The organism is Streptococcus sp. 517s (assembly GCF_054445985.1).
The window spans coordinates 627684-654086 of the sequence record NZ_CM136847.1 but is presented as its reverse complement, the minus strand read 5'-3'; the positions used below and the strand labels follow the sequence as shown (position 1 = coordinate 654086).

The window sequence follows — 26403 nt, the reverse complement described above, 5'->3', positions numbered from 1 at the left end:
TTTGCTTTCTATAGGAGGATTGACACCCTCCGAACACGTGATTAATGGATTTTTTTAAGATATTTACGGATGCCGTAGCCGACACCATGTTCATCATTGCTGCGTGTTACCTTATAAGCCAGCTCTTTGATGTCAGGAAAGGCATTGCCCATTACGATTGGATAGCCCACCATCTCAAACATTGGGATATCGTTGTGCCCATCACCAAAGGCAGCGGTCTGGCTCTTATCTAAACCTTCTTTTTTGAGAATATAAGCAATACCTTTTGATTTTTTAGCAGTTTTGCTGGTAATTTCTAGATGATATTGACTAGATCGGAGAATGCTGACCTCGCCCAAGTCTAGGGCTTGCAAGTATTTCTCCAGTGCTAATAGTTCGTCATTATCTAGGGCAATCATCATTATCTTGAAGGTATTGTCCTTAGCTGCTAGAAAATCCGCCTCGTTTGTAAGTGTTGGTGCCTGGCGCGTGATGTTGAACTCTAGACGAATCCCTTCATCTATTCTATCACAATACCAGTTCGTCATATCATAATAGCTGACGCTAATTTGTGGAAAATGCTGGCGCACTGCCTGTAAGATAGTTTGTGCTGTCTTTCTAGGAAGAATATCTATATGAAGGGGTTTGACCTTTCCATCCACAATCTGATAAATCAAACCACCGTTAAAACCTACTTGAGGGCCAGTCAGCTGAAGTGCTTCGATAGCCTCTCTCATTTCCATTGGAGCTCGAGCAGAAATCAGAGTCAGCGGAATCTGAGCATCGCGGATAGCCTTGCTATTCTCGCTAGAAACGCGGCCCTCAGAATCGAGAAGCGTGCCGTCCATATCTGAAAAAATACGTTTGATGGTCATAATATTGTCCTCTTTTCTTCTTTGTCCGCTAGCGTGTATAGGTCGGTTTAAATGCGCATTCCCAACCTTTGATACCATTGTACATTCTGGAACGCGTTCCATGTCAAGAGGAAAATGAAAAATTTTTTAAATTTTTTCGAGTATAGACAGAGTTGATGGGGGCTTGATTGATAACGGCATCTCCTTGGCTTAATTGAAAGATTTTATCAAACAAGTTTTTCATTTCTTGAAAAGCTGACTGTCCCTTGGTAAATAGGTATTAAACAGAAAGATAGGCTTGTCTTCCAGATAATACAGCTGGCGGTAAATAGCAAGAAACAGAAATAACAGAGTTAAGAGAGAACAATAAAAAGAGGTCACCCTCTTTTTATGATTTTTTCCAAAATGTAGATTTTGTCAGCCAGACAAGAGCTAGAAGTTCTGCGAGAAGGATGAACTCAACTAGAAGTGGATTTGCAATCCACCCCACTTGAGATAAGGCTGGAGCCAAGTCAAATAAGGCATGCAAACCATAGGCAGCAACGAGATAGATCCATTTCTTTTGACGGACACTTTGATAGACCCAGACAGTAAGGCTAATTTGGAGAACCAGAGCAAGCACACGCTCAACCCCTAGTAGATAGACCTGCCATGCTGATAGAGACTGAACTGTTTCTAATGTACTCTTTGTAAGAAGATTCGCCGCATCAGAGTTTGAAGATTGTAGGAGTGAAAAGAGGATCAAAAGGCTAATCAAACTTCCCATTCCGAGATAGAGCATCTCTAAGCCTCCATGTCCTAAGCCATAAGCCCAAGCATCTCTATCTTCCAACTTTCTCTTTTTCTCCAACCATTTAAAAAAGACAAGACGAGCCGTCTCTTCAAAGAGGGCTGCCATAGCGATCCCATAAAGGACGTATAAGAAAGGATGCTCCTGCGCTAGTAAAATGGTTCCGTCTTTTTGCGGATGAAGTACCAGAAGGTGAACCATCTTCTCTAACACCTGAGAAGAAACAAAAAATGCGATTGCCCCCAAGCCCATCACTGCAAGAGAGATTTTAAACCGTTTTTTGGCATACCAAGTTCCACCTACTAGAATGAGAACCAAAGCGATCATGGTGAGGATAATATGTACTGTCATTTTTTTCTCCTATTCTGACTTATCAATATCTTTCTTCATCTCGTCAACGTTAAATTTGGCAAACAAATACTGGCGATCTTGGACTGGAAAACGTTGGTCCAACTGGTCGACTGCCCCAACCTCAATCATTCCTTCTTTGATAACAAAGTCCATCACATGCCCACCAAAGGTCAAATCATCTGAGATAAAATGCAAATGGTAGCCTGCAACACTCACTCCATGGAAAATCTCTGGTGTCCAAAATCCAACAATAGTTCCCGATACATTTTCACGGCTATATTCAGGTTGGTGAGTAGCGACATCAGCAAACTTGGTATCAGGTGTGGATTTGGGAATCATCCGCACATGCATTTGTGAAAATTCGCCATGAATCTTGATGGAACGAAAGAGATTTTCCCCATCATAGTAGGACTCAATTCGCTTTTCCAATTCCTTATCTGTCATCTCAAAGCGCTGACGGAAAATCACTTCTGCCTGATGAGGAACCACTGCTGCATAGGGAATAAGGGCATCTGCTGCCACCTCGACGATTTCAGGCGTTTTACCAGATCCCTTGGCTTGATAAGCCTTGCCATCAAGGACGATCAATTCCCCGTCAATCGAATCCAATGTTCCCAAGCCAAGGTCGCCATGTTCCAGCAATTCTCCTACGGTCATGGTTCCACCATAGAGACCTGCCATTAGGGCACCTAAAGTATTGTATTGAAATAATTTTACCGGTTCCTGCACTTTTCTATCCATTCTCTTTCTTATCTTTTATTCAATGAATCATCATACTTTCTAAGTATACCACATTTGCTCCTAGTTGTGAAAGGGAGAAATGCTTTTCCCATTGCAAAGGAGGCAAAAAAAAGGTACAATGTAACAAAATCAAGGGAGGTCTGGAATGAAGAAAGAAAGTAAATACCAAGTAGTCGTTTCCTTTCTAAAAAAGGAAATCGAATCAGGAAAATTTCCAACAGGCAGCCGACTTCCCTCTATCCGTCAACTGAGCCAGGACTTCCACTGTAGCAAGGACACTATCCAACGATCCCTACTGGAATTGCGCCATGAACAATACCTCTATGCCAAACCTCAGAGTGGTTACTATGTTCTGGAACAAGGACAGCATCAGGACTTGGAAATCGAAGTCACTGATGAACATGCCAGTGCCTATGACGACTTCCGACTCTGTGTCAATGAAACCCTAATTGGAAGAGAAAACTACCTCTTCAACTATTATGACAACCAAGAAGGACTTGAGGAACTGAGACGATCTGTCCATCAACTTCTTTTCAACCAAGCCCTCTACTGCAAACCCGACCAACTGGTTCTAACATCTGGTACTCAGCAAGCTCTCTTTATCCTTTCTCAGATCAACTTTCCGAGCGAGGGAGCGGAGATTTTGGTCGAACAACCGACCTATCACCGAATGAACCGCCTCTTGGTCGCTCAGGGATTGGCCTACCAGACCATTGAACGCCGTATTGATGGCATTGACCTTGAAGAACTGGAAGAACAGTTCAAATCTGGGAAAATCAAGTTTTTCTATACCATTCCTCGCTTCCACTATCCTCTCGGCCATTCCTATTCTGATCAGGAAAAAAGGGCCATTCTGGATCTAGCAAACCAGTATGGTGTATATATCGTCGAGGATGACTATTTAGGGGACCTAGATCCTAGAAAGGGCCAAACCTTCCACTATCTGGATACTGAGGATCGGGTCGTTTATATCAAGTCCTTCTCAACCAGTCTCTTTCCAGCTCTTCGTATTACCGCTCTCATTCTCCCAAATGCCCTAAAAGAGGCCTTTGTTTCCTACAAAAATATCCTGGACTATGACAGCAATCTCATCATGCAAAAGGCTCTTTCCCTTTACATCGATAGCCAGTTATTTGAAAAAAATCGACTGGCTCGATTGACCCTTCAAGAGAACTATCAGGCTCAGATAAAGAAAGTACTTGAAGAAAACACCTGTCCCTTGCCCCACTATCCTCTACATGATGGCCTTCTCCTTGATTTGAGACACTATCCTAAGATTGCCAGTTTGAAACACAGCTCACTCAAACTAGACTTTTTTGAGAAGGCTTATTTGGATGCCTGTCCTTATCAGTTTGCCAAAGTCACTCTTGAAAATCTAGAAGAGCTATTAGAATACATAAAAACAGAATTGGATTAAAGTCCAACTCTGTTTTTTCTTATTGTTCAACTTCTGTTAGTTTCGCTGCTTTTTCTAGATAGCTTTGATAGGTTCCGTCATCTTTTAGTTTTTGGATAACCTTATCGACTACTGCTTTCAAGTCTGATTGATTCTTCTTAATAGCAACAGCATTGGCTTCGCCATCTTTCATCGTCAAATTAACAGTTGCAACGGCAAGATCTGAGTTTTTACCTGCGTAGCTAAGAGCAACTGGTTCATCCATATGAACAGCATCCACTTTTCCAGCCTGCAATTCATTAACTGCTTCCCCCATATTGGTCAAGGATGTCAACTGGGCATTTGGCAATTGTTCCTTGACCATGGTTTCTGGCACAGTTCCCTTTTGAGCTGCGATATTGGCACTTGCGAGGCTTGAGAGATCCTTGTACTTGTCTAAATCGGCTTTTCTAACCAAGAAACTCATCTTATTTTCATAGTAAGGGATTGAAAAGTCAAAGACTTCCTTTCTCTCATCTGTGGCACTAATTCCTGCAATGGCTAAGTCAGCCTTTCCAGTTTGAAGGCTGGTCAAAACATTGTCAAAACTCATGCTAGAGATTTCAAGTTTAACCCCAAGCTCATCCGCAATCGCTTGAGCCATATCAATATCTGCCCCAACCACTTGGTTTTTACCATCTACCAAGGATTGGAATTCAAATGGTGCATAGTCTGGACTGGTCGCAACGACTAGCTTTCCTTTTTGTTTGATAGCGTCCACAGCAGACTGGGAGCTATCCGTTCCTGACTGGCAAGCTACCAAAACCATGCTGGCAAGCATGCTACATACAACTAACATCCATTTTTTAAATTTCATAAATAAACGACCTTTCTGTTATTTCTGAATAATTATAACTCTTTTAAAAATAGTTGTCAACCCTTTTAGAGATTTTGAATGTAAAATAATTCTTTTCATAAAAAGAAGACTGATTTATCACAATCAGCCTTTTATTCTGTATATTTAAACCGTTTCTTATAGTTCGACAATCTTCCCTGTTTCAAAGTAAACAACCCATTCACAGATATTTTTAGCGTAGTCTCCGATACGTTCTAAGAAGGAAATGACCTGGAAGTAATCACGGCCTGTAACGATGGCTTCAGGATGTTTCTTAATTTCTTCTGTAGCCAAATCACGAATGCTATCAAAGTAATGGTTGATTTTTTCGTCCATCGCTGCTACTTCGTAGGCTTGATCCACCGAACCGTTCAGATAGAGATCTAGAGCCGCTTCGACGAAGTTTTTCACATCGCGTCCCATCTTTTTGATCTCTTCTTCAACTGCAGGAATGCGTTGTTCCCCCTTCATACGAATAGTTGCTTTTGCGATTGACACTGCATGGTCTCCCATGCGTTCCAGGTCTGATACTGCCTTGAGAACGGTCAATACAGTACGGAGGTCTTGAGAAACAGGTTGTTGAAGCGCGATCATTTCAAATGATTTCTTTTCGAGTTTCACTTCATATCCATTTACTTCTGCATCTTCCTCAATAACTTCTTTTGCCAAATCACGGTCATGTGTGACAAAGGCACGCACTGTACGATTGATTTGTGAGAGCACTTCTTGTCCCATGGCATAGAACTGGTTGTGCAATTTCTCCAAATCTTCTTCAAATTGAGATCGTAACATCATTCAACTCCTTATCCAAATTTTCCTGTAATATAATCTTCTGTTTCCTTGTTTTGTGGGTCTAGGAACATTTTCTTCGTATCGTTAAACTCAATCAAATCCCCATCTAGGAAAAATCCTGTTTTATCAGAGATACGAGAGGCCTGTTGCATCGAACGTGTTACCAAGAGCATGGTGTATTTATCTTTCAGACCATACAAGGTTTCCTCAATCTTACCAGCCGAGATAGGATCCAAAGCTGAAGTCGGTTCATCCAAGAGAATAATCTTGGGACTGGTTGCTAAGACACGGGCAACACAAACACGTTGCTGTTGGCCACCTGAGAGACCAATGGCTGAATCATGCAAGCGATCCTTGACCTCATCCCAGATAGAAGCACGTTGCAAAGCTTTTTCTACTGCTTCATCCAAAACATGTTTATCCTTGACTCCATTGATACGTAGCCCATAGACAACATTTTCGTAGATAGAAATAGGGAAGGGATTGGGCTGTTGAAAAACCATACCGATTTCCTTACGCAATTCAACCGTATCGGTACGCGGACTGTAGATATTGTGACCATTATAAATCACTGTTCCAGTTGTTGTCACCTCAGGATTTAGATCGCCCATGCGGTTGATGGCTTTGAGAAGAGTGGACTTTCCTGATCCAGAAGGACCAATCAAGGCGGTTATTTCCTTAGGTTGGAAAGAAAGGGAAACACTATTCAAGGCCTTCTTTTTATTGTAATAAACGGACAGGTCTTTAACCTGCAAAATCGGTTCTGTCATACTACTTCCTTTCTAACCAAAGCGTCCCGTTACATAGTCATTGGTAGACTGTAGCTTGGCATTTTGGAAAATATTGGATGTCTTATCATACTCAATCAAATCGCCCAAGTAGAAAAATCCTGTGTAGTCACTTGCACGTGCAGCCTGCTGCATACTGTGGGTAACGATGATGATGGTAAAGTCTTTCTTCAATTCCAACATGGTCTCTTCCAGCTGGGCTGTCGCAATCGGATCCAAGGCTGAAGCAGGCTCATCCATCAAGAGGATATCTGGCTTGACAGAGATGGCGCGAGCGATACAGAGACGTTGTTGCTGACCACCAGAAAGCATCAAGGCTGATTTGTGGAGGTCGTCTTTGACCTGATCCCATAGGGCAGCCTGTCTTAGAGAGGTTTCTACAATTTCATCCAAGACTTTCTTGTCCTTAACTCCTGCACGTTCATGAGCAAAAGTGATATTGCGGTAGATAGACTTAGCAAATGGATTTGGACGTTGGAAGACCATTCCGATATGCTTGCGCATCTCATAGACATTGATTTCTGGACGGTTAACGTCAATCCCTCGGTAGAGGATTTGACCTGTGACCTTTGCAATATCAATGGTATCATTCATCCGATTGAGACTGCGAAGATAAGTAGATTTCCCTGATCCAGAAGGACCAATCAAGGCTGTAATTTTATTTTTTTCAAATTGCATATCGATGCCCTTGATGGATTCATTTTTACCATAGTAAACATGTAAATCCTTGGTAGAGAGGGCCACTTTTTCTTCAGGAAAGGTGATGATATGCTTTTCATCCCAGTTATATTTTGACATGGCTTCTCCTTTAGGCAGCGGTTAATTTCTTGTGTAAATAGCTTCCGAGTTTGCGAGCTCCAAAGTTAAAAATCAAGATAAAGATGAGGAGCACGGCGGCAGAACCAGCTGATACAATGGTTCCATCAGGAATGGTTCCTTCACTGTTGACCTTCCAGATGTGGACCGCCAAGGTTTCTGCTTGACGGAAGATTGAGATAGGACTGGTAACACTGAGGATATTCCAGTTAGACCAGTCAAGGGCTGGAGCGGACTGTCCTGCCGTATAGATAAGAGCAGCGGCCTCTCCAAAGATACGGCCAGATGCCAAAACAACGCCCGTTACGATACCTGGAAGGGCTTCTGGAATGACGACATGGACCACAGTCTCCCAACGAGAAATGCCAAGGGCCAGACCAGCCTCACGTTGCGTATGGGGAACATTTTTTAAACTGTCCTCAACATTTCGAGTCATCTGAGGGAGGTTAAAGACCGTCAAGGCTAAGGCACCTGAAATGATTGAAAATCCATACTCAAACTGGACTACAAAAATCAAGTAACCAAAGAGACCCACAACGACTGATGGTAGAGAAGACAAGATTTCAATACAGGTTCTGACAAAATTTGTCACGGGACCCTTTTTTGCATATTCAGCTAGGTAAATCCCAGCCCCCATAGACAGGGGAACAGAAATGATCAAGGTAATGACCAAAAGGAAGAAGGAATTGTAGAGCTGAACTCCGATACCCCCACCTGCTTGATAAGAGGAAGATTTCCCAGTCAAGAAAGACCAAGAGATGTGCGGTAACCCTCTCACCAAGATATAGAGAATCAAGGATGCCAAGATGGCAACGATGATACCAGCGATGGTATAGAGGACAGCTGTTGCAAGTTTATCTAATTTCTTAGCGTGCATAATTTTTCTTTCCTCTTTCTTTCGTAATCAATTTAATCACACTGTTAAAGGCCAAACTCATCAAGAGCAAGACTAAGGCCAGTGACCAGAGAACGTTATTATCAACCGTTCCCATGACGGTATTTCCGATTCCCATTGTCAAAACAGATGTCAAAGTCGCAGCTGGTGTTGTTAACGAAGTTGGGATAACTGCTGAGTTTCCGACAACCATCTGAATGGCAAGGGCTTCACCGAAGGCACGCGCCATCCCAAAGACCACTGCAGTGAAAATACCTGAACGTGCTGCTTTCAAGGTCACCCGCCAGATGGTTTGCCAACGAGTGGCTCCCATAGCCAAACTGGCTTCACGGTAATGACGAGGAACAGCACGCAAGCTGTCTGTTGTCATAAAGGTTACAGTTGGTAGGATCATGACAAAGAGAACGAAAATCCCTGACAAGATCCCAAACCCAGTTCCACCAAAGACGCTACGGACAAAAGGAACCACGACCTGCAAACCGATAAATCCATAGACGACTGAAGGAATCCCGACAAGGAGTTCAATAGCTGGTTGCAAAATCTTTGCACCCTTTGGTGATACTTCTGTCATAAAGACTGCAGCTCCGATGGCGAAGGGAGTTGCGATGAGGGCTGATAAAATCGTCACAATAAAGGAACCCAAAATCATCGGAAGGGCACCAAATTGTTTCCCTGAAGGATTCCAAGTTTGTCCAAAGAGGAAATCAAAGATGTTCACCCCATTGACAAAGAAAGTCGATAAGCCTTTTTGGGCTACAAAAATCAAAATCATCGCCACAATGATAACAATCAAAGAAAGGCAAGTGAAGGTCAATCCTTTACCAAACTTCTCAAGCCGAGAGTTCTTTGAAGGAGAGAGTAATTTTTTAGATAATTCTTCTTGATTCATTATTGACCTCCTTCTACTGCTGTAACAGTACCTGAAGCATCCTTTTGGACTTTCATTTCATTGATAGAAATATAGCCTATGCCCTTAACAATTCCATTTTGAGCTTCATCTGAGAGGACGAAATTCAGGAATTCAGCAGCTAACTCATTTGGCTGACCAAGTGTGTACATATGTTCATAAGACCACAAAGGCCAGTTGTTGGTCGTTACATTCTCAGATGTAGGCTCATACCCATTCAGTTTCATGCTTTTCACGGAGTCATCTACATAGGCAAAAGCCAGGTAAGAAATGGCTCCAGGAGTTTGGGATACAATCGACTTGACCATCCCGTTAGAATCCTGCTCTTGACTCTGCATAGCAGATTGGCCATTCATAACCACCGTATCAAACGTCGCTCGTGAACCAGAACTTGCTGCTCGGTTGATGATTGAAATTGCCAGGTCTTTGCCCCCAACTTCTTTCCAGTTGGTCACTTCACCAGTAAAGATTTTGCGAAGTTGCTCGGTTGTGAGATTTTCAACAGTCACTTCCTTGTTTACAATCACTGCAAGACCAGCCACTGCAACCTTGTGGTCTACTAGAGCCGAAGCATCGATTCCATCTTTTTCCTCTGCAAAGACGTCAGAGTTCCCGATGTCTACTGCTCCAGACTGGACTTGAGATAGTCCTGTACCCGATCCACCACCTTGAACATTGACTGTTTTTCCGATGTTTCTAGAACCAAATTCATCTGCTGCCGCTTCGACAAGAGGCTGAAGAGCAGTTGAACCAACGGCTGTCATGGATTCTCCACGATCAATCCAGCTAGCACATCCTGCTAGAGAACCTGCCATCAAAAGAGCTGCAAGAGACATGACGAGCTTTTTTCTTTTTTTCACTGTTATTCTCCTTGAACATAATGATAAATGTTCTGATTTCTTCCGTTTGTCCTGATCATCCAATTATCATCAATGATTGTCCCGCTTTATTTTATCTAGACATTCTTAGGAGCGGACAATTCTATCGCATAATATAAGTAATAATGAAAGACTATCAGAAAAAACTCATACTTCCACTATAACATAGAATAGGCTCTTTGACTAGCTTTTTCACCTGAATCTGAGTCCTTTTGGGTAATAATTTTTCAAAACATTTCCCGTTACCTTGGCAAAGCCTAGTCCGTTTCCTTGAACCACAACTTGGTACCAGCCATTTGGTCGAGCTTCAGACAATTGAACAGTCTCACCAGCCACATATTTTACAAAATCCTCATCGTTGATTTCAACACTTTGTAGTACTTGACTTGGTTTCAAGGCCAAACCGAGAGCAAAGCTTGGTTCAAAACGTTTCTTCTTAAAAGTACCCAGATGGAGCCCATTACGGGCAATTTTGAGTTTCCCTAGATCAGGTAGCATCTCTGGCAAGAGATAGAGTTGGTCTCCAAAAGTCTGCAAGATACCAGTTAGATTGACCCGCAAGTGTTTTTGGGCAAAATCATGCCACAAGGCCAGCTGTTCACGACTGAGATTGCTCTTGCTAGCCTTGAATTTAGGTGCTGGATTTTCTCCCTTAAACTGCAGGTGGGCAACAAACTGGCCTTCTCCCTTGAAATGATTAGGATACATCCGCGCCGTTTCAGGAAGATCAATTCCTGCCACCATACCGTTCACATGCTCGACTGGAAGCAGTTCAAAATCATACGTATCCAGTAACCAGTGGACGATTTCTTCATTTTCCTCAGGTGCCCAAGTACAGGTCGAATAGACCAAACGACCACCTTCTGCAAGCATGGTCACTGCATCTTCTAAAATTTCCCTTTGGAGACTAGCACATTGGCTCGGATAATCGATGCTCCAATAATCCATGGCCTCTGGCTGCTTACGAAACATCCCTTCCCCCGAGCACGGGGCATCAAGGATAATGAGGTCAAAATAGCCTTTAAAAACCTTGGCCAAGCGGTCAGCAGATTCATTGGTCACGACAACGTTTGTCGCTCCAAATCGCTCCATATTTTCTACTAAAATCTTAGCACGCTTACTTGAAATTTCGTTGGAGACAAGGACTCCTTGATTAGCCAGATAAGCGGCTAGTTGAGTGGATTTTCCACCTGGTGCTGCCGCCAAGTCCAAGACCTTCATGCCAGGACTTGGTTGAGCCACCTGGGCCACCATTTGGGCTGCAGGCTCTTGCGAATAAACAAGACCTGTCGCGTGCTCTGGATATTTCCCAGAAACTTTACCATAATACCCCCAAGGTGTATTGGGAATAGCATCCGCAAACGACAATTGACTTTCTTTTAAGGGATTGACTCGAAAAGCCGAAACCGCTTCCCGCTTAAAAGAGGCAAGAAAGTCTCTTGCCTCATCTTCTAGTATCGCTTCATATTTTTCAACAAATCCTTCTGGAAATTGCATTTAGTTCTCTTTCCTTTCGTAGATATAAGACTGAATCACTTCTTGCATCTCGATTGGCACCATCATGACAGGCTGACGCGTTTTAAAATCAGCGGGCTCACCTGATACTGTAAGAAGACGATAACCCAGACTTTCCCCTAAGATACTGGCCGCAGCGTAATCCCATGGCTGTAAGTAGGTAATATAAGTCAGAAGACGACCCGATAAAACCTTGGCAAAACTAATGGCCGCACTGCCGTAGACACGGACTCCCAACGCTGCTCGCCCCAAATCCGCCAGGCCCCACTCATTGCTTTCAAACATACCTGAGTTACCAGCAACCAGGAATTCTCTGAGGGGCTTCTTTTTAAAAGGCGGTAAGGGCTCATTATTGCGACAAGGAGGAAAGGCACCACCACCATGGTAACAATCACATTTCATAACATCATAGATGATGCCAAATTTGCCCACACCATTCTCAAAATAAGCCAACATCACGGCAAAATCTTCCTGCTGAGCGACAAAGTTATTGGTACCGTCAATGGGATCAATCACCCAAACAGAACCTTGATCGACCGCAGCACGCAAACAGCCCTCTTCCGCGCAAATCAAGTCCTCAGGATAGGAGGACTTGATCCGATCAACCAAGAGTTCCTGGACCTCCTTGTCCAAACGTGTCACTAAGTCAGTAGGTGAAGACTTGCACTCAACCTGCAAATCTTCTTTCATGTGAGCCAAAATATAGTCAGCAGCTTCCTGCACAATCTGTTTGGCAAATTCAAATTTAGTTTCCAAGAGAAATCTTCCCTTCTCTTTTTTCTTTTGCTAATTGAACCGCATGATAGAAGGAATAACCGCTAGCCGTCTCAAATTCGCGACCTAGGCGCTTTTCTTCACTTTTGCTCGGAACGACAGACTTAAATTCCTTGTAAGATTCTAGCAGTTTTTTTGCTTCTACCTTATCTTCATAAGCAGCTTCAACATCATTAAAAAAAGAGAGCACTGAAGCAAGTTCTTCAGTGCTCCACGACAAATCTAGTGGGTAACTATACTGTTTGTTCATCTATCCAATACCAGCTCTCAATGTTGCTTCTTTTAATTCTTGTTTACGGTAACTACGAGGGAGAAAAGCACGAATCTCATCTTCATTAAAACCGATTTGCATGCGTTTGGTATCTGTAATAATTGGGCGACGCAAAAGACTAGGATATTGCTCAATCATCTGAAGCAACTCCGATACCGAGATACTCTCTACATCAATATCTAATTTTTGAAAAATTTTTGAACGAGTTGAAATGATGTCATCAGTACCATTTTCGGTCAAGGAAAGAATATGTTGTAATTCTTTTCTTGTTAAAGGACTAGTCATAATATTATGCTCTTGAAAGGGCACTTTATGCGTCTCTAACCAAGCCTTTGCCTTACGACATGATGTACAACTCGGTGATAAAAATAGTGTAATCATGCTTTTCTCTTCTTTTATCTATACTTGCTATTCTATTATACAAAAAAATAAAGCGCTTGACTAGGTATTTTTAGAAAAAAAGCCTATTTTTTCATAGAAAATAGACTGTTTTCTGTAAAAATCACCTGTTTTACAAGCTTATCTTTAGGATAACATAACAATAAATAGGGAGCAGGGCAACTTCTCTCGTTTTTTATTAAAAATACAGAATGTTATCCTCTATTTCCTTGAAGCTTTAACAAGGAGGAAACCAAACATTCCTTCATACAAAGCAAAGAAAAGTAAAAAAGCATGGAGGAAGAAGGTCTCTGGCAAAATCCAAATAACTGGATCCTTTGCTGGATCAAAAAGCCAGGTATCATCTCCCACAAAGAGAATCTGATGGAAAAGAGTAAAGAATTGCTCAAAACCAATCAACACTCCCACAAGCCCAATGACTAGAGGTAATAGCACTAGAATCAGGATACTTTTACGATATAGGGGCAAAAAGCCTTTTTTCACTATCTTTCTAACAAAGAAATAGAAACTTGGTAGTGTCACTAGGGCAACTAGCTGAACTAGGTGAAAGAGATTCTTCACCACCGCAAAATGATGTAAACCAGCCGCTGATGAACGAAAATCTGGCATCTCTAAGACCTGACTAAAGGGATTGGTCAGGTAATTCATCAAGATATGAAAGTTGTACTGAATGGTTTCTGGCTTTAGATAGACTCGATTCGCTAAGTTCAGCCACTGAATTTCCAAAGGATAGAAAATCCATGCCAGATAAATGGTTAAGAGAATAGAAAGGGAGAGGAAGAAAAGCATACTTCCCCAAAAGGTCAGTTTAGTCTTCATCAAAATTCCACTCCGAAAGGCTAGAAACCACATGAGTTGGTGCAATCGGCAGGTCCGCCACTTCTTCTGCCTTGGTAAAACCTGTCGTCACCAAGAGCGTTGGAATGCCATTGTCAATCCCTGCTCGGATATCTGTCAGGTAGTTATCCCCAACCATAAGCAACTCTTCTCTTTTCAAGCCCAAGTGCTCAACTGCCTTGTCCATGATGATAGTATTTGGTTTTCCGATATAAACTGGTTTTACCCGAGTTGCGACTTCAAGAAGTGTAATTAGTGAACCAGCACCAGGCAAAAGACCACGTTCTGTCGGGATATTGAGGTCAGGATTGGTTCCGATAAAGTGAGCCCCCTTTTGAATGGCTAGAGTCGCCGTTGCAAACTTTTCATAGTCGACTTGCCAGTCCAGTCCAACGACCACATAGGCAGGATTTTCCTTGTCTTCGACATAACCAGCTGCCTGAATGGCATCCTTGAGCCCAGCTTCGCCGATGACATAGACTGTCTTTTCCAGTCCCAAGTCATTCATATAGTCGATGGTTGCCAAGGTTGCTGTATAGACAGTTGATAGAGGCGTTTCGATATTAAAATTCTGAGCCAACATCTCTTGAACACTCTCTGGAGTTCGGGTTGTATTGTTGGTTACAAAGAGATAGGGAATTTCTCGCTTTTGCAGTTCATGCACAAAAGCCTCACCCGCGGGAATTCTGTCTTTCCCCTTGTAAATGGTTCCGTCTAAATCAATTAAATAACCTTTATAAGCCATATCGTCCTTTCTAATTCGCTTCAATTTCTTGCCACGTAATCATAGCTTGGGCATTGATCTCGCCATCACTGAGAATCTCATGCTTGCTTTCTAGTCCCTTGAGTTCATAAGTTGAAGCAATCATGCCACCTGGTCGCACTTCTTTTACATATTTGAGATTGATTTTCTTTGGAATATACTTGGTCAAAAAGTCTGCTCCCATGACCTCAAAAATCCAATCCAAGTATTTGCTGTTATTGACATGACCATTCATATCCAAGTCGTAAAAACGAATATGGTAGTCTTTACTGATCGGGTCTTCTAGATTTGCATACTTTGGCCCACGGATGAGTTTTTTATCAAACTCGGACTGATAAGGAGCAACAATCTCCGGTTCGACAGCATGAACTTTACGACTGTCTCGGTCCATCAGAACAAAGGTCGCCATCATGTGGATGAGCTCCTCCCCTGCTTCATCATAGATAGTGAAACGGCGGTAGCAAAAAAGACGATTGTAAGTCAACGCTTCTGTTTCAATCGTAATCTCCTCAGCAAAGCGAGGCAAGCGAACCACGTCAATCGCATAGTCTGTAATAATCCAGACCAGATTGTAACGTTCTAACATATCCTTGTCGCTAACTCCCAGCTCAATCGACTGCATACCTGATACTTGCAAGGACAGCAAAATCACATCTGGAAGTTTGATATGACCGTTCATGTCCGCCATATCAAAAGGAATTTTCATTTTCATTTGATAAGTTAAACCCATTGTTCTACTCCAAAATAAATCGTTCTGCTACAGTGTCTCCTAAAAAGAGACCCCTCTTTGTCATTCGGACACGGTCACCGTCGATCTGCATGAGTCCATGTTGAACCAAGTCTCTGATGATTTCTCCATATAGTCCATCAAAGGACCGTCCGAATTTTTCCTCAAATCGTGCCATACAAACCCCGGATTTTTTCCGGAGGCCTAGGAACATTTCTTCTTCCATCTGCTCCCTTTGACTTAGGTGTTCTTCTGTAATTCGAGCATTTCCTGCCTCTACTGCACTAAGATAGTGGCGGATAGGACCGTGATTTTTATAACGCACTCCGTCCACATAACCTGAAGCACCCGCACCGATACCATAATACTCGGCATTGTCCCAGTACATGAGATTGTGGCGACTTTCAAAGCCGGGTTTAGAGAAATTGGAAATCTCATAATGCTCAAAACCAGCTCGCTCAAGCTCTGCGATAATGTACTCAAACATCTCCGCTTCTAACTCTTCCTTGGGCAGAGGCAACTTCCCACGTCTCATGCGGTTCATAAAGACCGTATGATTTTCCAAAATCAAGCTATAAAGGCTCATATGAGGAATATCAAGCGAGATAGCCTTAGCTACATTGTCCTTGACCTGAGCCATAGTTTGACCTGGAAGAGCATAGATTAGGTCAATGGAGATATTGTCAAAACCAGCCAATTTAAGGCGGTCGATATTTTCATAAATATCCTTCTCCAAGTGACTGCGCCCAATCTTTTTCAGCATTTTGTCATCAAAAGTCTGCACACCTAAAGAAACACGATTGACTGGCGACTGTTTCAAAACCGCAATCTTATCTGCGTCCAAATCGCCTGGGTTGGCTTCAATGGTCAACTCTTCCAAAACTGACAAGTCCAAGTTTTTAGTCAAGCCATCCAAGAGCACTTCTAATTGCGGAGCTGACAAAGCCGTTGGCGTCCCACCTCCAATATAGAGGGTTCGCAATTTTTGGATATCATAAGAACGAAACTCTTCTAGCAGATGCTCCAAATAACTATCTACTGGCTGATTCTTGATAAACACCTTTGAAAAGTCACAATAATAACAAATCTGTGTGCAAAAGGGAATATGCACATAGGCTGACGTTGGTTTTTTCTGCATAGTACTTATTATACCACAAAGACTGGTTTCCAGATAAACATCACCATCTCCAGAACCAGAGATGGTGATGTTTTATTCTTCTGTAATATCAATAATAATCTCTTCTTCGTCTTCTACGATATCTGGAGTTGCTGACTGTTCTTGCCACTGCTCCTTGAGATTGTTAAAGGTTTCTTTTGACGTTTCCGTCGCTTGTCGAGCACAGTTTTTAGCTTGGTCAAGGACACTATCAAAAGTGATTTCACCAGATTCTACCTTTTCCTTTGTTTTCAGCACAAAGTCCCTTGCCTGTTCCTTCACTTCTGTCAATTTCTCACAGACTTGCTCTCTGGCATATTCTGGATCTTCTCTCAAATCATCTAGAAAATCCTGAGCTTGACTACAAACTTGCTTGCCCTTGTCACTCGTCAAAAATAAAGCAAGAGCTGCACCTGAAACTGTTCCTAAAAGGATAGAGGATAGTTTTCCCATAAGATTTCTCCTTTTTTATTTTTTGAAAAATTTACTTGCGACACGAAGAGCGGACAAGCTTGCACCTGTTTTAATGGTCTTTGAACCAGCTGATGAGGCTTTTTTACCCAAGACACGTGCATGTTGGTTGAGATCAGATACTGACTCTGACAAGTCCGCCACAGCTGTAAAAAGTGGATCAATCGTCGCAACTTTGATATTGATATCGTCTGCTAGCACATTAACCTTAGCCAACAATTCATTGGTCTGATGCAAGGTAACGTTCACATCTGAGCTCAACGTTTTGATGGTTTTCTCTGTCTCATCAATCATACGACCTGCTTTTTGAATCGTGATTGTCAAATAGACTAAACAGACAATCAAAGCAATCGCAACAAGTATATATGCAACTTCTAACATTTATTTTTCCTCCTCTGTATGGTAGAAAGGGGCTTTCTTTCGATTTTGATAAAGTATGATAAAAATACCGAGTCCGATAAGGATAACTGATAACCATTGGGAAACTCGCAGACCAAAGAACATGAGACTATCCGTCCGCATCCCTTCGATAATCATACGACCAAAGCCATACCAAATCAAGTAGAAAGCAGTGATATGACCACGTCTGATTCCCTTCAATTTTCTTCTAAAAATCAAGATTAAAGCAAACCCAATTAGATTCCAAACCGACTCATATAAGAAGGTCGGCTGACGGTAGCTACCATCAATGTACATCTGGTCACGAATGAAGCCCGGCAAATAATCCAAACTATCTACTGCTGCACCGTAGGCTTCTTGGTTAAAGAAGTTCCCCCAGCGCCCTAAACTCTGGGCAACCATGACGCTCGGTGCTGCAATATCTAAGAAATCCCAAGTATTAATCAGCTTTCTATCTGCAAAGATATAAAGGACAATAGCGCCCGCTATCAAACCTCCGTAAATGGCCAAGCCGCCATTCCAGATGGCGATGATTTCACCTGGATTTTGCAGATAATAATCTAAGCGAAAGAGTACGTAGTATAGCCTAGCACCTAAAATAGCTACAGGAAAAGCAATCAGGATAAAATCCAAAATATCATCTGACAGGATTTTCTTTTTAGGAGCTTCTTTCATGGCAAGGTAGACTGCCAGAACCAAACCAGCTACAATACACAAAGCATACCAACGAATGGAAAAAGGACCGATTTCAAATGCAACTGGATTAATCATCTTTCACCTCATTTTTGGAGATGAGATTAGTCAAGCGTTCTTCAAATAAACGCGTCGCATCAAATCCCATTTCTTTAGCGCGATAGTTCATGGCTGCCGCCTCAATAACAACAGAGATATTGCGTCCTGTTTTTACTGGAATGCGGATACGCGGAATCGTTACACCAGAAACTTCGAGTTCTTCAGCATTGTTTCCTAGACGATCAAAGGTCTTATGGGTATCATAATTTTCCAAGTAAACAGCCAACTGAACTTGTGAAGAATCTTTTACAGCACTTGCTCCGTAGAGACTCATCACGTCAATAATACCCACTCCACGAATCTCAAGCAAATGCTTCAAAATTTCAGCGGGCTCTCCCCAAAGGGTCATTTCATCCTTGGCAAAGATATCTACACGATCGTCTGCTACCAAACGGTGCCCACGTTTCACAAGCTCAAGACCTGTCTCACTCTTACCGATACCACTATCCCCTTGGATCAAGACACCCATGCCATAGATGTCCATCAAGACACCATGCACACTCGTACGTTCAGCCAAACGGGAATCAAGGTAGCTAGATAACTCTCCAGATAAACGACTGGTTGATGTTCGACTGGTTAAAATCGCAATCTTACATTCCCTAGCAGCTTTCAACATTTCTTCTGGCACTACCAAGCCACGAGCAACGATGACAGCGGGTGTTTCAGGTAGAAACATTTTCTTCAAAACTTGATAACGGTTATGAGAAGACATGGAGACTAAATAAGACCATTCCTTCATTCCCAACAGTTGAAGCCGCTCCGGAGTATAGTAATCAAAATAACCCGTCATTTCCAGACCTGGTCGAGAAATATCTGCAGTATTGATTTCTTTTTCAAGTAAATCACCTTCACCGTAAACAATGTCTAACCTGAGCTTTTCAATGACTTCTTTTACTAAAACCGACATAATTTCCTCCTTCAATCGAGTTCTCCCCACTATTATATCAAATTGTGGTAGGAAGTTTCCTTTTTTTGCAGGATTTACAGTATTTATTTGGAAAGAAAAAAGGCTAGACAAGTCTAGCCTTTCATTTCAAATTAGAATTTTTTACGTTTACGAGCTGCTTCTGATTTACGTTTACGTTTTACAGAAGGTTTTTCATAGAATTCACGTTTGCGTGTTTCTTGAAGAGTACCAGCTTTAGTAACCGCACGTTTGAAACGACGAAGTGCATCGTCAAGAGATTCATTCTTACGTACTACTGTTTTAGACATTTTTTTCACTCCCTTCAAGTTCAAGATCTATTCCATTTTACACACAAAGTGAATAATTGTCAAGAGAAAAGCAACCATAAACTTTTATTATTTTTACTTTCTTCTTTTGAAGATGAAATAAATCACTAAGATGCAGAGAATCAATCCCAAAACAGCTGGTTTCACAATCGATATGCCACTTCCTCCGCTAAATAAAAGACTATGGGCAACCTTCAGAAACGCTCCGATCACTACCGTTGCTAATAATCCATACCAACGTCTACTCCACGTTAAGGATATAATCGCCGTAAAAAATGCTAGAATCGTCGCCAGAATAATAACTTTTTCAATACTCCATCCGCTCGTAAAATAAGTCTTCTCAAAATTCAAAAACTCAATTACTTTTACATCAACTATTTCCGGCTTTGGGAACCAAAACATGCTAGTAAATAGGCAAAATATAGAAAAGAAAATCAGGCTATAGGATTTTTTATAAGCTCCCATTACAATTGGAATAATAAAGAGAGGGCGAATATACCAACTCAGAGTATTCTGGTGTCTAGTAAATGCCCACTCAAAAAAGCTCGTATCTGATAAAAAAACGACAATGATAGCAATCGTTAGAAACAAGAAAATAACCCCGCCTATTTTATCTAACGTTTTTATTTTCATAACTTTTCCCTTCTTGAATTCATAAAATTAATCTATCCATGGCAGATTCCCACTAAGTGAATTATCAACCGCTAATCGTTTTATTGGTAAAATATTACCGTTCTTCCAACCACGCTTTTATTCTATTGTCAAGATATCTATTTGCTCATCGTTAACGATAACTGCTTGGTGGTTATGAAGCGGTAGCAATTCAAGCTGCTTTTTATACATTTCAAAAGTCTTTTTGCTACTATCAGTAAAAGGTTCCTCACCATAATGTGGAAGGACATAAAAATCCACTTCATCCAATCCCGCTGTATCAGATAACTCTGTCGCTACCGTCTTGTCGTCCATGAGTTTATTGTAGTCAATATCCTTGGCTGTAATGATAGCCCCTGCTGATTCTCCCACATAGACCAACCCATCTCTTATTTGCTCTTTGATGAGAGATAGGAGGTGCTTTTTCTTTAATTCTTGTAATAAATAAAAGGTATTCCCGCCTGAGATATAAAGAATCTTACTTTGGAAAATCTTTGCCTGTGCAGTTTCTCGATCACAAGAAGCAATATCTAGAACCTCTATCTCAAATCCTAAATCTTTGAATGTTTGCTGAGCCTCATCGATATAGGCAGTATAATCCTCTTTGTTCCCAGCGGTAGGAATAAATAAAACCTTGTTTTCTAGATTCTTTTCCTTTGCATAATCGCTAAAAAGCTTTTTGACTCCAGCAAAGTATGAACATAAAAATAACTGTTTCATGATTGTACCTCCATTAATGTTTAACAATTTTATAAAGGATCCATGATCCCTTTCTTTGACTAGTTACGAGCTCAAACCCTACTGATAACAAGAATCGTCTAAATGCTTCTTCGCTTTGAACCTCTGGTAAAAAGTAAGACAACTTGTTATATTCACAAGCCAGTAAGAGCATCCCGTCTGATTTGAGTATTCTTCGAAGTTCCATAAAAGAAGCCTCTAGGTCCCGCCAATGAAAATGAGTTTGAAAGGCTGTGATTAAACCAACACTTTCATCAGAAAAGCCTGTCTCCCTAACGTCTCTTCGTTCAAAATTTAGATTAGTCATCTCTACCTGTTTGGCTTGAGCTATTGCAGTATCTGAAATATCGATTCCAGTTATGGTACTTTGCGGAAAAGTTTCTTTCAGCAGGATAGTTGAACGACCATTCCCAACTCCTACATCTAAGATTACAGGGTAAAATGTCCTATCCAGATGACGAATTGCCCATACAAACATGGAGAGATAGGATCGATTCCACAATTTCATCATTCGTTTTCCTAGAAAGCCCGAAGGATTCTTTGATTGCTGAATTAAGCGACTAAACAGAAACATTAAAAGTAAAAAACAAATAAAACCGATTATATAAATCGAAATCGAGCCTCCCCGTATAGCTATATTATACCACTTTAGCAGGATAGTGAACATTTGAAGTAAAAAGCCACTCACTCCAAAGAGCAAGTGGTTCTTGTCATTTTACTTTTCAAGCAAGCTGAGCGCTTCAGCATCCGCAATAATAGTCACATCAGGGTGGTTTTGTAGGCTACTTGCTGGGAGGTTCTCAGTCACTGGGCCTGATACTGTGCCAGCAATGGCCTCTGCTTTCGACTCACCGTAAGCAAAGAGAATAATTGACTTGGCATCCAAGATATTTTTAATCCCCATTGAGATGGCTTGTGTTGGAACGTCTTCAATCTTGTCAAAGAAGCGAGCATTGGCTTCGATTGTAGACTGGTCTAGGTCTACAAGGTGTGTCTGGCTATCAAAAGCAGTTCCTGGCTCATTAAATCCGATATGGCCATTGCGGCCGATTCCCAAGATTTGCAAATCAACTGGATGGTCAGCCAAAATTTGATTGTAGCGTTCAACTTCAGCTTCAGCATTGTCCTTAATTCCACGAGGTAAGAAGCTTTCTTTAAATGGTTTTTGGTTGAATAAGTGTTCTTGCATAAAATGACGATAAGACTGAGGATTGTCTCCGTCAAGGCCCACATACTCATCAAGGTTTACACTAGTTAGATTTGAAAAATCAAGGTCACTCTCAACGATTTCCTTGTAAAACTCAAGTGGACTGCTCCCTGTCGCAAGTCCTAATGTTTGAGCGCCATTGGCCAATTTTTCCTTCAAAATCTCAAAAGCTACTTTTCCACCTTCGACTTGATTCTCAACTTTTATAACTTTCATCTTTTCATCCTCCGTTTTAATCTATATTTATTATATGGTATAGACCAATTTTTGTCAAGTGAAAACGATTTAATTTCTAAAAAAAGAGCGCCCAAACTTGAAACGTGTTATAATGGATAAGATTAGAACTTAGAAAGAATGAACAGATATATGAATACAGCTGATTTTGATTTCCACTTGCCAGAGGAATTGATTGCCCAAACGCCACTTGAAAAACGTGATGCGTCTAAACTCCTTATCGTTAATCGTGAGACGAGAGAAATGCAGGATAAACACTTCCACTCTATTATCGACATGCTAGAACCCGGTGATGCCCTCGTCATGAACGACACTCGCGTTCTCCCTGCCCGCCTCTATGGTCAAAAAGAGGAGACAGGAGGCCATGTGGAGCTTCTCCTACTCAAAAATACTAGTGGTGATGAGTGGGAAGTTCTGGCTAAACCTGCCAAACGTCTCAAGGTCGGTACTCGCGTCAGCTTTGGAGATGGTCGCCTCAGCGCTGTCGTTACGGAAGAATTAACCCACGGGGGCCGCATTGTCCGCTTTGAATACCAAGGAATTTTCCTAGAAGTTTTGGAAAGTCTGGGTGAAATGCCACTACCACCCTACATCCACGAAAAACTGGATGACCGTGAACGTTATCAAACCGTCTACGCCAAGGAAAGTGGCTCTGCTGCTGCACCAACTGCTGGCCTGCACTTCACCAAAGAACTGCTAGCAGAAATCCAAGCCAAGGGTGTCCATTTGGTTTATTTGACTCTCCACGTTGGTTTAGGAACTTTTAGACCTGTTTCTGTGGACAATCTGGACGAACATGAAATGCACTCCGAATTCTACCAACTTTCTGAGGAAGCAGCTGCCACCCTTCGCTCTGTTAAGGAAAATGGTGGACGCGTCATCGCTGTCGGAACAACCTCTATCCGCACGTTAGAGACTATTGGTTCCAAGTTTGACGGGCAAATCCAGGCTGATTCTGGCTGGACCAATATCTTTATCAAACCTGGTTACGAATGGAAGGTTGTGGACGCCTTTTCAACCAACTTCCATCTGCCAAAATCAACTCTCGTCATGTTGGTTTCTGCCTTTGCCGGCCGTAAATTAGTCTTAGATGCATACCAGCACGCTATTCAAGAACGCTACCGTTTCTTCAGTTTTGGCGATGCCATGTTTATCTATTAATTTCATAATCAAAAAACGCATAGAATCAGATTTGATCCTATGCGTTTTGTAATGGATAAAGAACTAGTTAGTCTGTTCTGAACTTTGGATCTTTCAAGCTCTGAACACTGGCATTGATAACTGCTCCGATAATCAAAATCTTTGCAATGAGAATAAACCAGAACATCATGACTACCACGATGATGGAACTGAAAAATCGGACATCCACTAGGTGATTGACATAGTTATTAAAATAAACAGAAAAGATATTCAATAAACCGATAAGAGTTAGCAAGACAAAGACACTTCCTGGTAAAACATAGCGAATTCGTGGTGCTTTTACTTTTGGAAGGAAGTAATAAATCATAACCAGAATGGCAAAGATCATGGCATAGACCAGAGGGCCTGTAAAATCTTGCAGGTAGGAAAATAGCGGACTGTCTGATTGCCAGTAAGTTTTGAGGAGGTTGAGCAACATACGACCAAACATACTCAAAAACAAGGCTAAGGCAAAAAGAATCTGCAAGCCAAGGCTAACAAGTAAACTCATCAACTGATGGGAGATAATTCCTCGACTTTTGGTCACTCCATAGGCTTTGTTAAAAGCTTTTTGGAGGAAATCCATTGATTTTGAAAAGGTCCATAGGGCTGACAAAACAGCAAAACTCAGCAAACCAGTCGATGGTTGAGTCAGAACTTCTCGGACAATCTTAGCGACCACATCATACACTGTATCAGGCAAAAATTCCTTGATCGTCAGTAAGAAATTTGAGACCGGAATCTGAAAATAAGGCAAAATATTGACCATTATCATTAGCAAAGGAAAGATTGAAATCAACCAATAGTAGGCAACCGCAACACTGGTCAACTCACTATCAGATGCTTGATAATAATGCAAGAAAGCTTTCAATAAGGGCCTGTCCATCAGCTCTTTCCACCACTTTTTCATCTTCCATCCTCCGTCATTTTCTTCATCATCTAAGTTCTTCTGATTAAATCTAGCATATCATAAGGCAAGGTATTTGCAGCTTCTTTCAGAGAATAATTTTCTAAGTTATTCACATTTTGGCGTAGTTTTTTGGCATACTTGGCTGTTATCAGTTTAGCTTCTTCGTATTCAAAGATTGCCTTACGTTCAAGATAGTAGCCTCGTAGCATTTCATCGATATTGTTTGGCTTGATGCGATTGATAACCCGCTCAACAAAGGCACCACTTCCGATAATGGCCGTCTCGCGTAGACGAGATTCTTGCATAAAACTAATCAGAGAACTCTTGTAAACCCCTTTTAGGTTTTCCAAACTCTCGATAATCAACTCTGTATTTTCCAAATACAACTCTGAAATCTGATCATAGTCAACTGCTAGTAGTTTACGAGATTCTTCGTTCATCCAACTACGAAAAGTTTTGCCAAAGGTAAACATTTCATGGAGTAGAAAGCGCAGTATCCGTAAGGAAACAAGGAAATAATAAGTCACTCTAGAAGCGAAATTTCGATTGATACTCTGCTCCATGTTTTTTAGGTAACGTTGGTAAACTCGATAGCCACGCTCGCTGATTCTATTTTCTTCGTAGGCTTGCTCCAAACCGTCACTCTCAATACTCAAGATAAGAAGCTTGAGGGACTCCCAGTCCTCTTGGACTCTCTTATTTTCCTGACTAAGGATGAGGTTTTCAATCCGGCCATGATAATTATCAATAGCTGCATAAAGAGGAAGTTTGTTCTTGTGATGGTCCAGCTCTTTTTCTAATTCTGCAGCCACATCATTCAGAATCGCAATATGCATCAAATGGTCCTTGCTTTCCTCTTGTTCCTCAGATAAGTGAGGGAGGACTAGTAAACCCGTTAAAAAGCTCAGCAGTGTAACGCCTGCTACAAGGAAGAGTAATAAAGGATATTCCTGCTCCAAATGACTTGGTATGAGGAGAATAGTCGCGATAGATACTGTCCCTTTGACACCAGAGAAGGTCAAAAGAAGCATATCTTTCATGTACTTATGAATCTTTTTCTTAAGTCGACGCGTCCTCAAAAAGTAAAAACCAGCAATCATGACAAAGCGGATCGCAAAAAGCAAGAAGGTCAGAACGACAACTGAAAGCAGTAAAAGAAGGGGATTGTAGAGAGAATTAGACAGAATTGGCTCCGCTATCAACTCTAATTCCATTCCCAAGAGAACAAAGACTGAGCCATTTAGCATAAAGGTCACGGTATGCCAGACGGTCTCCGTCACGGTGTCTACCTGAGCCTCAAGGAGCGTAATTTTCTTAAAGCGACTAGCCTTCAAAATACCTGCAACCACTACTGCGATAATCCCTGAAACATGAAACTCTTCTGCGATAAAAAAGGTCATGAGTGGTAAACTTAGCTCTAGCAATAGTTCACTGGCTATATCTATCGCTCGCACACTCAGTAAAAAGGTATGCAAGAAACGATTGACCATAGCCGTCACAAAACCAACTGCAAAACCACCAAGGATTGAAAGTGCTAGGGATGTTCCAGCTTGGCTGAAAGAAAACGTTCCTGTTGTCCAAGCAGCAAGAGCCATCTGAAAGGCAACCAAACCAGAAGCGTCGTTTAAGAGTCCTTCCCCTTTTAGGATATTAGAAACCCGTTTGGGAAAACGAAAACGTTCAGACAGAGATGCAAAGGCAACCAAATCTGTTGGTCCAAGTGCCGCTCCAACTGCTAAACAGGCCGCCAAAGGAAGAGTCATCCAAAGGAAGTGAGCCATGCCCCCCAAGCTTAAGGTCGAGATAAAAATCACAGGAAAAATCAGAAAGACGACAATCCGCCAGTGCTTCAAAATGGACGTAATATCCGCTTCTTCTGCCTCCCGGAAAAGTAAGGGGCCAATAACCATGGCCAGAAACAGCTCTGTATTGAGATGAAAGTCTGCATCGGGAACGAATAAACCAATCCCAATCCCCAAAAGGATTTGTACAAGAGGAAGGGGCAAAAAAGGGAGAAGTTTATTGGTCGTAGTTGAAATGATTAAGACAAATAAAAATAGAATCAAGTAAATGAGTAATTCCACAC

Annotated in this window: 31 protein-coding genes; 2 read left to right on the top strand and 29 right to left on the bottom strand. The window is 41.7% G+C overall.

Going from position 1 to position 26403, the window contains the following annotated elements:
* Positions 1–41: 41 nt before the first annotated feature.
* The 3 genes from ACVX3R_RS03455 to budA form a co-directional block, all read right to left on the bottom strand.
* Entirely contained in the window at positions 42–854 is an 813-nt protein-coding gene (locus ACVX3R_RS03455; RefSeq protein ID WP_458795474.1) for a Cof-type HAD-IIB family hydrolase, read from the bottom strand.
* Positions 855–1221: 367 nt separating this feature from the next.
* The gene (locus ACVX3R_RS03450) at positions 1222–1974 is read right to left on the bottom strand and encodes a YhfC family intramembrane metalloprotease (protein WP_458795473.1); all 753 of its coding nucleotides are present in this window, start codon (positions 1972–1974) and stop codon (positions 1222–1224) included.
* A 9-nt stretch (positions 1975–1983) separates the two neighbouring features.
* Positions 1984–2715 carry an acetolactate decarboxylase gene (gene budA, locus ACVX3R_RS03445; protein WP_247917219.1) on the bottom strand — a complete coding sequence of 244 codons (732 nt, stop codon included), beginning with the start codon at positions 2713–2715 and terminating at the stop codon, positions 1984–1986.
* Between the two features lie 145 nt (positions 2716–2860).
* Between budA and ACVX3R_RS03440 the strand changes: the two genes are divergently transcribed.
* Complete coding sequence (locus ACVX3R_RS03440; protein ID WP_458795472.1) at positions 2861–4132, top strand: aminotransferase-like domain-containing protein; 1272 nt, start codon at positions 2861–2863, stop codon at positions 4130–4132.
* Positions 4133–4151: 19 nt separating this feature from the next.
* On the opposite strand, the gene ACVX3R_RS03435 is transcribed toward ACVX3R_RS03440, so the two are convergent.
* The 24 genes from ACVX3R_RS03435 to ACVX3R_RS03320 form a co-directional block, all read right to left on the bottom strand.
* Entirely contained in the window at positions 4152–4967 is an 816-nt protein-coding gene (locus tag ACVX3R_RS03435; protein WP_033585614.1) for an ABC transporter substrate-binding protein, read from the bottom strand.
* Positions 4968–5123: 156 nt separating this feature from the next.
* Entirely contained in the window at positions 5124–5777 is a 654-nt protein-coding gene (phoU, locus tag ACVX3R_RS03430; RefSeq protein WP_000946475.1) for a phosphate signaling complex protein PhoU, read from the bottom strand.
* Between the two features lie 11 nt (positions 5778–5788).
* A complete protein-coding gene (gene pstB / locus ACVX3R_RS03425; protein WP_458795471.1) occupies positions 5789–6547 on the bottom strand; it encodes a phosphate ABC transporter ATP-binding protein PstB in 759 nt (252 codons plus the stop codon).
* Positions 6548–6559: 12 nt separating this feature from the next.
* On the bottom strand, positions 6560–7363 hold the full coding sequence (pstB, locus tag ACVX3R_RS03420; protein ID WP_458795470.1) for a phosphate ABC transporter ATP-binding protein PstB: 804 nt from the start codon (positions 7361–7363) through the stop codon (positions 6560–6562).
* A gap of 10 nt (positions 7364–7373) precedes the next feature.
* On the bottom strand, positions 7374–8258 hold the full coding sequence (pstA, locus tag ACVX3R_RS03415; protein ID WP_458795469.1) for a phosphate ABC transporter permease PstA: 885 nt from the start codon (positions 8256–8258) through the stop codon (positions 7374–7376).
* Positions 8248–9165 carry a phosphate ABC transporter permease subunit PstC gene (gene pstC / locus ACVX3R_RS03410; RefSeq protein ID WP_001070951.1) on the bottom strand — a complete coding sequence of 306 codons (918 nt, stop codon included), beginning with the start codon at positions 9163–9165 and terminating at the stop codon, positions 8248–8250. The genes pstA and pstC overlap by 11 nt, the downstream gene beginning before the upstream one ends.
* The gene (locus ACVX3R_RS03405; RefSeq protein ID WP_458795468.1) at positions 9165–10043 is read right to left on the bottom strand and encodes a phosphate ABC transporter substrate-binding protein PstS; all 879 of its coding nucleotides are present in this window, start codon (positions 10041–10043) and stop codon (positions 9165–9167) included. The genes pstC and ACVX3R_RS03405 overlap by 1 nt, the downstream gene beginning before the upstream one ends.
* Positions 10044–10253: 210 nt before the next feature.
* Positions 10254–11558, bottom strand: coding sequence for an RsmF rRNA methyltransferase first C-terminal domain-containing protein (locus tag ACVX3R_RS03400; RefSeq protein ID WP_458795467.1), 1305 nt, complete (start codon positions 11556–11558; stop codon positions 10254–10256).
* On the bottom strand, positions 11559–12332 hold the full coding sequence (locus tag ACVX3R_RS03395) for an inositol monophosphatase family protein (RefSeq protein WP_458795466.1): 774 nt from the start codon (positions 12330–12332) through the stop codon (positions 11559–11561).
* The gene (locus ACVX3R_RS03390; protein WP_001041968.1) at positions 12322–12600 is read right to left on the bottom strand and encodes a UPF0223 family protein; all 279 of its coding nucleotides are present in this window, start codon (positions 12598–12600) and stop codon (positions 12322–12324) included. Before ACVX3R_RS03390 ends, ACVX3R_RS03395 begins: the two co-directional genes overlap by 11 nt.
* The gene (locus ACVX3R_RS03385) at positions 12601–13002 is read right to left on the bottom strand and encodes a Spx/MgsR family RNA polymerase-binding regulatory protein (protein WP_007520303.1); all 402 of its coding nucleotides are present in this window, start codon (positions 13000–13002) and stop codon (positions 12601–12603) included.
* Between the two features lie 219 nt (positions 13003–13221).
* On the bottom strand, positions 13222–13839 hold the full coding sequence (locus ACVX3R_RS03380; RefSeq protein ID WP_458795465.1) for a TIGR01906 family membrane protein: 618 nt from the start codon (positions 13837–13839) through the stop codon (positions 13222–13224).
* A complete protein-coding gene (locus ACVX3R_RS03375) occupies positions 13829–14602 on the bottom strand; it encodes a TIGR01457 family HAD-type hydrolase (protein ID WP_458795464.1) in 774 nt (257 codons plus the stop codon). Before ACVX3R_RS03375 ends, ACVX3R_RS03380 begins: the two co-directional genes overlap by 11 nt.
* A 10-nt stretch (positions 14603–14612) precedes the next feature.
* On the bottom strand, positions 14613–15350 hold the full coding sequence (locus ACVX3R_RS03370; protein ID WP_458795463.1) for an acyl-ACP thioesterase domain-containing protein: 738 nt from the start codon (positions 15348–15350) through the stop codon (positions 14613–14615).
* A gap of 4 nt (positions 15351–15354) precedes the next feature.
* The gene (gene hemW / locus ACVX3R_RS03365) at positions 15355–16485 is read right to left on the bottom strand and encodes a radical SAM family heme chaperone HemW (protein ID WP_458795462.1); all 1131 of its coding nucleotides are present in this window, start codon (positions 16483–16485) and stop codon (positions 15355–15357) included.
* A gap of 72 nt (positions 16486–16557) precedes the next feature.
* A complete protein-coding gene (locus tag ACVX3R_RS03360; RefSeq protein WP_458795461.1) occupies positions 16558–16956 on the bottom strand; it encodes a YtxH domain-containing protein in 399 nt (132 codons plus the stop codon).
* A 15-nt stretch (positions 16957–16971) separates the two neighbouring features.
* Complete coding sequence (locus tag ACVX3R_RS03355; protein ID WP_000895028.1) at positions 16972–17355, bottom strand: DUF948 domain-containing protein; 384 nt, start codon at positions 17353–17355, stop codon at positions 16972–16974.
* Complete coding sequence (gene lgt, locus ACVX3R_RS03350) at positions 17356–18144, bottom strand: prolipoprotein diacylglyceryl transferase (RefSeq protein WP_414341115.1); 789 nt, start codon at positions 18142–18144, stop codon at positions 17356–17358.
* Positions 18137–19072, bottom strand: coding sequence for an HPr(Ser) kinase/phosphatase (gene hprK, locus ACVX3R_RS03345; RefSeq protein WP_458795460.1), 936 nt, complete (start codon positions 19070–19072; stop codon positions 18137–18139). Before hprK ends, lgt begins: the two co-directional genes overlap by 8 nt.
* A 131-nt stretch (positions 19073–19203) precedes the next feature.
* Positions 19204–19380 (bottom strand): 30S ribosomal protein S21, encoded by a 177-nt coding sequence (rpsU, locus tag ACVX3R_RS03340; protein WP_000048054.1) that lies wholly within the window; start codon positions 19378–19380, stop codon positions 19204–19206.
* 93 nt (positions 19381–19473) lie between these two features.
* Positions 19474–20031: a hypothetical protein gene (locus tag ACVX3R_RS03335; RefSeq protein WP_000695595.1), complete on the bottom strand. Its 558-nt coding sequence runs from the start codon at positions 20029–20031 to the stop codon at positions 19474–19476.
* A gap of 117 nt (positions 20032–20148) precedes the next feature.
* A complete protein-coding gene (locus tag ACVX3R_RS03330; RefSeq protein ID WP_458795459.1) occupies positions 20149–20769 on the bottom strand; it encodes a Type 1 glutamine amidotransferase-like domain-containing protein in 621 nt (206 codons plus the stop codon).
* 13 nt (positions 20770–20782) lie between these two features.
* Positions 20783–21298: a class I SAM-dependent methyltransferase gene (locus ACVX3R_RS03325; RefSeq protein ID WP_458795458.1), complete on the bottom strand. Its 516-nt coding sequence runs from the start codon at positions 21296–21298 to the stop codon at positions 20783–20785.
* Between the two features lie 204 nt (positions 21299–21502).
* Positions 21503–22210: a glucosamine-6-phosphate deaminase gene (locus ACVX3R_RS03320; RefSeq protein WP_000864599.1), complete on the bottom strand. Its 708-nt coding sequence runs from the start codon at positions 22208–22210 to the stop codon at positions 21503–21505.
* A gap of 150 nt (positions 22211–22360) precedes the next feature.
* Here ACVX3R_RS03320 and queA point away from each other — a divergent pair, with 150 nt between their 5' ends.
* Positions 22361–23389 carry a tRNA preQ1(34) S-adenosylmethionine ribosyltransferase-isomerase QueA gene (gene queA, locus ACVX3R_RS03315; protein WP_458795672.1) on the top strand — a complete coding sequence of 343 codons (1029 nt, stop codon included), beginning with the start codon at positions 22361–22363 and terminating at the stop codon, positions 23387–23389.
* A 67-nt stretch (positions 23390–23456) separates the two neighbouring features.
* Here queA and ACVX3R_RS03310 read toward each other — a convergent pair whose 3' ends face one another.
* Together ACVX3R_RS03310 and ACVX3R_RS03305 are read right to left on the bottom strand one after the other, a co-directional pair.
* A complete protein-coding gene (locus ACVX3R_RS03310; protein ID WP_458795457.1) occupies positions 23457–24317 on the bottom strand; it encodes a YihY/virulence factor BrkB family protein in 861 nt (286 codons plus the stop codon).
* Between the two features lie 29 nt (positions 24318–24346).
* Positions 24347–26401, bottom strand: coding sequence for a cation:proton antiporter (locus ACVX3R_RS03305; RefSeq protein WP_458795456.1), 2055 nt, complete (start codon positions 26399–26401; stop codon positions 24347–24349).
* Positions 26402–26403: the final 2 nt, after the last annotated feature.

Bases quoted from the DNA above. Each gene is read 5' to 3' on its own strand.
- ACVX3R_RS03455 (WP_458795474.1), bottom strand. From the start codon at position 854: ATGACCATCAAACGTATTTTTTCAGATATGGACGGCACGCTTCTCGAT.
- ACVX3R_RS03450 (WP_458795473.1), bottom strand. From the start codon at position 1,974: ATGACAGTACATATTATCCTCACCATGATCGCTTTGGTTCTCATTCTA.
- budA (WP_247917219.1), bottom strand. From the start codon at position 2,715: ATGGATAGAAAAGTGCAGGAACCGGTAAAATTATTTCAATACAATACT.
- ACVX3R_RS03440 (WP_458795472.1), top strand. From the start codon at position 2,861: ATGAAGAAAGAAAGTAAATACCAAGTAGTCGTTTCCTTTCTAAAAAAG.
- ACVX3R_RS03435 (WP_033585614.1), bottom strand. From the start codon at position 4,967: ATGAAATTTAAAAAATGGATGTTAGTTGTATGTAGCATGCTTGCCAGC.
- phoU (WP_000946475.1), bottom strand. From the start codon at position 5,777: ATGTTACGATCTCAATTTGAAGAAGATTTGGAGAAATTGCACAACCAG.
- pstB (WP_458795471.1), bottom strand. From the start codon at position 6,547: ATGACAGAACCGATTTTGCAGGTTAAAGACCTGTCCGTTTATTACAAT.
- pstB (WP_458795470.1), bottom strand. From the start codon at position 7,363: ATGTCAAAATATAACTGGGATGAAAAGCATATCATCACCTTTCCTGAA.
- pstA (WP_458795469.1), bottom strand. From the start codon at position 8,258: ATGCACGCTAAGAAATTAGATAAACTTGCAACAGCTGTCCTCTATACC.
- pstC (WP_001070951.1), bottom strand. From the start codon at position 9,165: ATGAATCAAGAAGAATTATCTAAAAAATTACTCTCTCCTTCAAAGAAC.
- ACVX3R_RS03400 (WP_458795467.1), bottom strand. From the start codon at position 11,558: ATGCAATTTCCAGAAGGATTTGTTGAAAAATATGAAGCGATACTAGAA.
- ACVX3R_RS03390 (WP_001041968.1), bottom strand. From the start codon at position 12,600: ATGAACAAACAGTATAGTTACCCACTAGATTTGTCGTGGAGCACTGAA.
- ACVX3R_RS03385 (WP_007520303.1), bottom strand. From the start codon at position 13,002: ATGATTACACTATTTTTATCACCGAGTTGTACATCATGTCGTAAGGCA.
- ACVX3R_RS03380 (WP_458795465.1), bottom strand. From the start codon at position 13,839: ATGAAGACTAAACTGACCTTTTGGGGAAGTATGCTTTTCTTCCTCTCC.
- ACVX3R_RS03375 (WP_458795464.1), bottom strand. From the start codon at position 14,602: ATGGCTTATAAAGGTTATTTAATTGATTTAGACGGAACCATTTACAAG.
- ACVX3R_RS03370 (WP_458795463.1), bottom strand. From the start codon at position 15,350: ATGGGTTTAACTTATCAAATGAAAATGAAAATTCCTTTTGATATGGCG.
- hemW (WP_458795462.1), bottom strand. From the start codon at position 16,485: ATGCAGAAAAAACCAACGTCAGCCTATGTGCATATTCCCTTTTGCACA.
- ACVX3R_RS03360 (WP_458795461.1), bottom strand. From the start codon at position 16,956: ATGGGAAAACTATCCTCTATCCTTTTAGGAACAGTTTCAGGTGCAGCT.
- ACVX3R_RS03355 (WP_000895028.1), bottom strand. From the start codon at position 17,355: ATGTTAGAAGTTGCATATATACTTGTTGCGATTGCTTTGATTGTCTGT.
- lgt (WP_414341115.1), bottom strand. From the start codon at position 18,144: ATGATTAATCCAGTTGCATTTGAAATCGGTCCTTTTTCCATTCGTTGG.
- hprK (WP_458795460.1), bottom strand. From the start codon at position 19,072: ATGTCGGTTTTAGTAAAAGAAGTCATTGAAAAGCTCAGGTTAGACATT.
- rpsU (WP_000048054.1), bottom strand. From the start codon at position 19,380: ATGTCTAAAACAGTAGTACGTAAGAATGAATCTCTTGACGATGCACTT.
- ACVX3R_RS03335 (WP_000695595.1), bottom strand. From the start codon at position 20,031: ATGAAAATAAAAACGTTAGATAAAATAGGCGGGGTTATTTTCTTGTTT.
- ACVX3R_RS03330 (WP_458795459.1), bottom strand. From the start codon at position 20,769: ATGAAACAGTTATTTTTATGTTCATACTTTGCTGGAGTCAAAAAGCTT.
- ACVX3R_RS03325 (WP_458795458.1), bottom strand. From the start codon at position 21,298: ATGATGAAATTGTGGAATCGATCCTATCTCTCCATGTTTGTATGGGCA.
- ACVX3R_RS03320 (WP_000864599.1), bottom strand. From the start codon at position 22,210: ATGAAAGTTATAAAAGTTGAGAATCAAGTCGAAGGTGGAAAAGTAGCT.
- queA (WP_458795672.1), top strand. From the start codon at position 22,361: ATGAATACAGCTGATTTTGATTTCCACTTGCCAGAGGAATTGATTGCC.
- ACVX3R_RS03310 (WP_458795457.1), bottom strand. From the start codon at position 24,317: ATGAAAAAGTGGTGGAAAGAGCTGATGGACAGGCCCTTATTGAAAGCT.